We start from the raw sequence: 6462 nt of genomic DNA, 5'->3' as shown, positions 1-6462 counted from the left end.
AGACTCGATGACACATACCTGAGACGCTCGAAGGCGCTGAGCTGCGTGGTTTCCGACGCGAACTCTCACATCGGCCGACAAAGTTCTTGCCGAAATGACGGAGTGGTCCGTCCGGCCGCTCGACCCGGTGGCAGGTCCCCGATAACCGGTCCAGTCAGTTCTAGAGCCAGTTCCTAACTTGCAGTTGATCAGTCGATCTCGCAGCCCACGGGGTGATGCCGGTGGGTGCATCCGGCACTGTACTCGGCCGGGGTCTGGTAGCCCAGTGCCGAGTGGCGGTGCCGATGGTTGTGGTCGTCTTTGAAGTCGGCGATGACTACACGGGCCTCGAGCAACGTCGGCCAGCAGTTGCGGTTGAGGCATTCGTCGCGCAGCCGGTTGTTGAACGACTCGATAAACCCGGCCTGGTCGCCATCGCACTGACCACAGTTGGCTGTAGCGACAGCGAGGACACTGCATCGAGTGGCTCCAGTTCGTCGCCGACCCAGGCGCCCACCACTATCGTCACTCCCCCGCCGCCGGCATGGATCAGGGACCGTAGCTGCGGGGTGGCCTGGGGACCAGACGGCATCCTGGACATTGTGGCGTTGACTCCCGGCGTTGATTGTGGGGCCGCCAAGCGGGCCGCCGACACCTACATGTCCGACGTTGACGGGTTCATGTCTAGCAACCCTCTCGAGGTCGGTGACGGCTGGACTTGCCAGATACCGCACCTGCCGCTGGGCAGTCGATGCATCACCTGTCCGAACGGAATCGACCGGCCCCACGCTGATCACTGCTCCCACACCGCCGAAGCACTTTAACCGATCCGTCACTGCAGCATCATCGAGAAGCCGTCCTCGACACCGGCAGGTGCCGGGCCCGCTGGCTGTGATGTCTTCGCGCTGGCGGCGTCGGCGGGGAGAGGATTTCGCAGTGAGCAGCACCGCTCTTTCCGGGATCGAGGCGACCACCGAATCCGGCCCGCGGTGCTGCGCGAAACCTTGGGGGCTCCATCGAGCCAGTGGCAATCCGACCGTGGTTGCCTCACCATGGAGGGGTGACTGCTGAGCGTTGCCGATCCACCGCCGATCCTGCCGAACCCCTTTCCGATGCCGAGCTGCTCATCGGCCTGGTGGTCTCACCATCCCTGAGTGCGGTGCTCGGCCCCGAGGTCACCACCTCGGTGCGCAAGATTTTGGTGCAGCGGTATCCGGGAGTGCGCTGGCAACTGAAGATGGCCGAAGACCGGCTGGTCGATCCACCCACCGAGACCTTGGACCTGCTGGAGGCGGCCCGAAACCGCGTGCTGGAGGAGAACTGGGATTTGGCCGTGGTGCTCACCGAGATCCCCCTGAAGACCGGCCGACGTCCGGTGCTCACCCAGCTCAGCCCCGTGCACGGGGTAGGACTGGTCTCCGTCCCAACCCTGGGACCCGTGCACGTGCGGCAGAAGGTGCAAGAGACCACCGTGCACGTGGTCGGGCAGCTCCTGGGCTACGACGCCGAAGACCCCAACGCCCAGCGGGATCTTGCTCGAAGAGCCCACCAGCTGTCCACCGATCTCGACGAACGCCCGGACGACAACGTCGTGCAGTTCACGGCCCGAGTGCTGAGCGGCAACGTGCGGTTGCTGCTGGGCATGATCCGCGCCAACCAGCCTTGGGCCTTCGTGGCCCGGCTCTCCCGGGCGCTGGTCGGGGCAGCGGCCACCGGCATGCTGACATTGGTGGCCTCGGACCTATGGGTACTGGCCATGGCCTACGGGCCGGTGCGCCTGGTCCTGCTGGCGGTGATGGCGATCGGGGCGGTGGGTGCCACCCTGATCCTGGGAGCCGACTTGTGGGAGCGCCCACGGCGGCGAGCCCAACGTGAGCAGGTGATCCTGTTCAATTTGGCCACCACCGCGACCGTGGCCATCGGGGTTGTGGTGTTCTACCTCGGCTTATTCATACTGTCCTGGGTCGGCGCGCTGCTGCTCATCGACGAGCAGGTACTGGCCGGTGTCGCCGGTCACCCAGTGAACGCTTTGGACTACGCGAAGATCAGCTGGCTCACCGCCAGCCTGGCCACCGTGGGCGGAGCAATAGGAGCTGGACTGGAGGACGACGATGTGGTGCGCGCCGCTGCCTACACCCGGTCCAGCACCTGACACAGCCCCAGCACAGAAGAAACTGAAACATCTACGCGTTGATGCCACGTCTATGCAGGTGTCATTGCCGGTCGCGATGACTTGGTGGGCTCAGCGCAGTGCGCTGCCTCGTACTCGGCGGGTGGGGCGTTGCCGAGGCGGGTGTGCGGGCGGGCGCTGTTGTACCTGTCGATCCGGGATCCGGCATGAAGCGGACCCGCGCGTAGGCCTCGAACTCAGGAGGGCCGAACAGTGCTAGTGACTTCCATGCCTGGCCCGACGCGACGTCGTCGGTCGCGTCACGACTTCGCGTGATCCAGTCCGCGGCCGAGACATCAGCACAGAAGCGCAGCATGCCACGACTATGCGCCGGACCGGGTTGCCACAGCAATCCTTTTACAGATCGCCGGGGCGTCTCATCTGATGCATCATTGATTTCATCCAATGCATCATCAACGCCACTCCGCAGGTCATCGGGTTGACTTCCTGGCAACGCAGCCCGGCCTCAAGCGCCCAGCCTCGCGTCAAAGCCGTGTTGCTTGCTCGAATGCCGCTGCTAAGCAACGGGATTCGTGACCGCGGTCAGGACCAGGAGGAGTGGCGAGGTGATGCATCTGATGCAATATGCAGTGGTTTACCTGACATAAGGTAAATTATCGGCACTTGAAAAGCACTGGGGGAGAATACTACTCGTAGCACCCACCGCACTCTCTACGACGAACACACCGCCTGGGGCCACCGCATCAACCTCGCCGCTTGACACCTTGCACCCCTGAGATGTCTTCGAGGATCTCAGCCCACGTCCCACCTCAGGACAACCAGAAGGAAGTGATCGCGGATGCGACGGATAACGCTGCCGAGCGGGGAGTCCATCCCTGTGCTGGGCCAGGGCACCTGGGGCTGGGGTGAGGACCCCGGCCGCCGCGGCGACGAGGTCGCCGCGCTGCACGCCGGCCTCGAGCTGGGCGTGACGCTGGTCGACACCGCCGAGATGTACGCCGACGGCGGCGCGGAGGAGGTGGTCGGTGAAGCATTGGCGGGTCGCCGCGACGAGGCATTCGTGGTCAGCAAGGTCCTTCCGTCCCACGCCTCCCGTTCCGGCACGATCGCGGCCTGCGAACGCAGCCTGAAACGCCTGGGCACCGATCGGATCGACCTCTACCTGCTGCACTGGCAGGGCAGGTACCCGCTGCAGGACACCGTCGCGGCCTTCCAACAGCTCGTCGAGGACGGGAAAATCCGATACTGGGGCGTCAGCAACTTCGACCACCGGGCCCTCGCCGACCTGCAGGACGTGCCGGGCAGCAGCGGGCTGGCCACGGATCAGGTGCTGTACAACCTGTCGCGGCGAGGACCGGAGTACGACCTCCTGCCGTGGTGCGCCGACCACCAGCTGCCGGTCATGGCGTATTCGCCGATCGAGCAGGGCCGCATCCTTCACGACACGACGCTGAACGACGTCGCGGCGCGTCACAGCGTCAGCGCCGCGGCGGCGGCCATCGCCTGGGTGCTGCGCCGCGACTCGCTCTGCACGATCCCCAAGGCGAGCAGCCCGCAGCACGTGCGAGACAACGCCACAGCACTGGACGTGGAGCTGACCCGCGAAGACCTGGATGCTCTGGACCGTGCGTTCCCGCCCCCGAGCGGACCGCGACCACTAGAAATGCTGTGACCCTGACCAAGGGCGCAGCCCGGTCGGTCCGGGCAGCGCGGCAGCACCGTCGGTGAGGGTGGGAGTTGCCGGGCTTGAAAGGGGATGATTTCGCGGATGTCAGAGAACTCTGAGCCGGGCAGCGAGGCCGACGCGCGGGACAGCGGCAGCGGGTCGGTGGGCAACCTAGAGCTGTTCTTCGACCTGGTGTTCGTGTACGCCATGGCGCAGCTGACCGAGCTGGTGCGGGACGACGTTTCGTGGCGGGGTTTCGGTCATGGTGTGCTCGGCCTACTGGCGGTGTGGTGGGCCTGGGTCTGCTACACCTGGCTCACCAACACCTTCACCACGAATCGGGTGGTATTTCGCTGCCTGGTCATCGCCGCCATGGCTGCGATGCTGCTGGCCGTAAGCGCACTCCCGACCGCGTTCAGCACCGGAGCCTTCGTCTTCGGGCTTGCCCTGCTCGCCATCCGCGTCATCCACCTGGTCTTGTTCGTCGTGGACGCCTCCCACGACGACGAACACCTCCGTGCAGGCCTCCTGCGGCTGGCCCCGAGCCTGCTCATCGCACCAGTCCTGATCGCCGTCGCCGCCGCCTTCCCAGCCCCCTACCGAGAGCTGCTCTGGATCGGCGCAGCCATCATCGACTTCGGCGGACCCCTGGTCGCCGGGGTCGAGGTTTTCCGGGTAATGCCCTCCTACTTCGTCGAGCGCCACGGCAACATCATCATCATCGCGCTCGGTGAAGCCGTCGTCGGGCTGGGCACCGGGGCCAGCGAGCACCTGCAGCAACCGGTCGTGCTCGCCGCCGCTGTCCTCGGAGTCCTGATCGCCGCCTCGTTGTGGTGGACCTACTTCGGTCTGACCGCCGGCGCCGAGCAACGCCTCAAAGACGCCGACGGGCCCGAACGCGCCCGACTGGCCCGCGACGCCTACAGCTACCTCCACCTTCCCCTGGTCGCCGGGGTCGCCTTCTTCGGCTTCGGCGCCAGCGTGGCGCTCGAGCACGTGTTCGACCCGTTACCGCTGCTGCCGGCCATCGCCCTCAGTGGCGGGGTGGGTCTGTTCTACGCCGCCGATGTCGCCTACCGATGGCGCGATCACCATCAGCTCGTGCCGGACCGCCTCCTCACGGCGGCCGCATCCCTGCTCATCATCCCGCCAGCACTGATCATGCCCGCATGGTCAGTGTTGACGGTTCTCACCGCGGTCGGCGCCCTGCGCCTGACGTGCGAACTCGTGCGACGGCCGCGGATCGGTCCCGCAGCCGCCGGCCAAGTCCACTGAGGCCGGAACGCCTAGGGCGTGTCTGACAATGAATCCAGGGGTCGGCTGGCACCTTCGAAGACGTGTCCGCGGTCCCCACTCGCTGAAGCTCGAGGGTGCCCGCTTTGTCGGCAGGAGCCTGCGGGACGCAGCGGCGCGCCGAGGACGCCGAGGGACTGCGCGGGGCATGGGGCGCGGTAGACGGCTCATGGCGCCAGGCGACCGACCGCGCATCGGCGCTCCCGGACGGCGCAGTCGACGTCTCGGTCGAGGGAGAGTGGTGCTTCTCCCAGACCCTGCGCCACCTCGTCTTCGCGACCGGGCCTGGCTGAGCCGGGGGGGGTCAGGCCCCCAGGTCAACGAGCCGGCGTCGCACGCTCATGGATCTACACCCAACCCGACATCCTCGCCCGCATCAGAGCCTCGGCCGCCGCTACAGCCGAAAGACCCACCACGCCCGACGCGACCGCCCTACCCACAGAAAGCCGACACCGTCACAACCCGGACCTCGCTGCCGAAAACGCTCGATTGCGCCACCAACTCGCCGCCGCGCACCGCCAGCTACACGCCGCGCGGCCCCGGCACGCTCACTAGACCCGCAGCGGTCTGCGCCACCGGTTCGATGTCGCGCTGAAGTCGGCGTCAGAGGAATCGTGCTGGCCGGAGCGATGGCCGCCTACGCCAGGGTGGTGACATAACGTAGATTATCGGCTAAAAATCAGGCCATATCCTGGCCAGCGTGGCGGCTACACTGAACGTATGACGACAGTGCCCCTCGGTGAAGCCAAGGACAAGCTCTCCGCGCTCATCGACAGCGCCGAGAGCACGCACGACATCATCACGATCACCAAGCACGGCAAACCTGCCGCGGTGCTGATGTCGGCCGACGACCTCGAATCGCTGCACGACACGATCTACTGGCTCTCACACGCCGGCGTCCGCGACGACGTCGCTACCGCACACGCCGAGTACGCGGCCGGTGAAACCGTGTCCATCGACGACCTGCGCGCCGAACACGGCATGCCGCCGAAATGAGCGATGCACCGCCCGACTCGGTCAGCCCGTACCGAGCTGAGGTCGCATCCCCAGCTCGCCGCGATCTCGGGCGTCTACCATCCCGGATCGTTCACGCTGTCATCGAATTCATCTCCGGGCCGCTCGCCGAGAATCCGCACCGGCTTAGCAAGCCGCTACGTGACGACCTCGCAGACCTTCACAGCGCCCGCCGAGGTGACTTCCCAATCGGCTCTGATCGGGTCTGCTGATCCTCTCGACGAGAACGCAGCGACATCACAGCCACCCAACCCCGACCGTCCGCGAAGCGGGACTGTCGCTGATGACCTGTGCTGCGGGCGTGTCGAGTGGGTCGTCCAGGGGCGACGCGGGAGCGTCGACGCGACGTGCTCGGAGGTGGTTCCAGTCGAGCACTAGC

5 protein-coding genes and 2 pseudogenes are annotated in these 6462 nt (G+C 66.2%); 6 read left to right on the top strand and 1 reads right to left on the bottom strand.

Going from position 1 to position 6462, the window contains the following annotated elements:
• Positions 1 to 188: 188 nt before the first annotated feature.
• Positions 189 to 401, bottom strand: a pseudogene (locus ABW18_RS23305) (integrase core domain-containing protein); the annotation flags it as partial.
• A gap of 638 nt (positions 402 to 1039) precedes the next feature.
• Here ABW18_RS23305 and ABW18_RS21990 point away from each other — a divergent pair.
• The 6 genes and pseudogenes from ABW18_RS21990 to ABW18_RS23550 all read left to right on the top strand — a co-directional run.
• Positions 1040 to 2131 carry a hypothetical protein gene (locus tag ABW18_RS21990; RefSeq protein WP_005180116.1) on the top strand — a complete coding sequence of 364 codons (1092 nt, stop codon included), beginning with the start codon at positions 1040 to 1042 and terminating at the stop codon, positions 2129 to 2131.
• A gap of 856 nt (positions 2132 to 2987) precedes the next feature.
• Entirely contained in the window at positions 2988 to 3782 is a 795-nt protein-coding gene (locus tag ABW18_RS21985; protein WP_235434494.1) for an aldo/keto reductase, read from the top strand.
• A gap of 96 nt (positions 3783 to 3878) precedes the next feature.
• Positions 3879 to 5051 (top strand): low temperature requirement protein A, encoded by a 1173-nt coding sequence (locus tag ABW18_RS21980; protein ID WP_049701070.1) that lies wholly within the window; start codon positions 3879 to 3881, stop codon positions 5049 to 5051.
• A gap of 104 nt (positions 5052 to 5155) precedes the next feature.
• Complete coding sequence (locus tag ABW18_RS21975) at positions 5156 to 5362, top strand: hypothetical protein (protein WP_152930178.1); 207 nt, start codon at positions 5156 to 5158, stop codon at positions 5360 to 5362.
• Between the two features lie 427 nt (positions 5363 to 5789).
• Positions 5790 to 6065, top strand: a complete 276-nt coding sequence (locus tag ABW18_RS21970) for a type II toxin-antitoxin system Phd/YefM family antitoxin (protein WP_039857037.1) — start codon at positions 5790 to 5792, stop codon at positions 6063 to 6065.
• Positions 6062 to 6274: pseudogene (locus tag ABW18_RS23550) on the top strand (type II toxin-antitoxin system RelE family toxin); the annotation flags it as partial. The gene ABW18_RS21970 and the pseudogene ABW18_RS23550, both read left to right, overlap by 4 nt.
• Positions 6275 to 6462: the final 188 nt, after the last annotated feature.

The sequence above is a fragment of the Gordonia jacobaea genome, assembly GCF_001186365.1.
Classification (GTDB): Bacteria; Actinomycetota; Actinomycetes; order Mycobacteriales; family Mycobacteriaceae; genus Gordonia; species Gordonia jacobaea.
Note: the sequence above shows the minus strand (reverse complement) of the source record. Positions and strands in the feature narration are given on the sequence as shown.

What these genes read in the sequence shown, in the direction of transcription:
- ABW18_RS21980 (WP_049701070.1), top strand. Translation starts at nt 3,879, where the DNA reads ATGTCAGAGAACTCTGAGCCGGGCAGCGAGGCCGACGCGCGGGACAGC.
- ABW18_RS21970 (WP_039857037.1), top strand. Translation starts at nt 5,790, where the DNA reads ATGACGACAGTGCCCCTCGGTGAAGCCAAGGACAAGCTCTCCGCGCTC.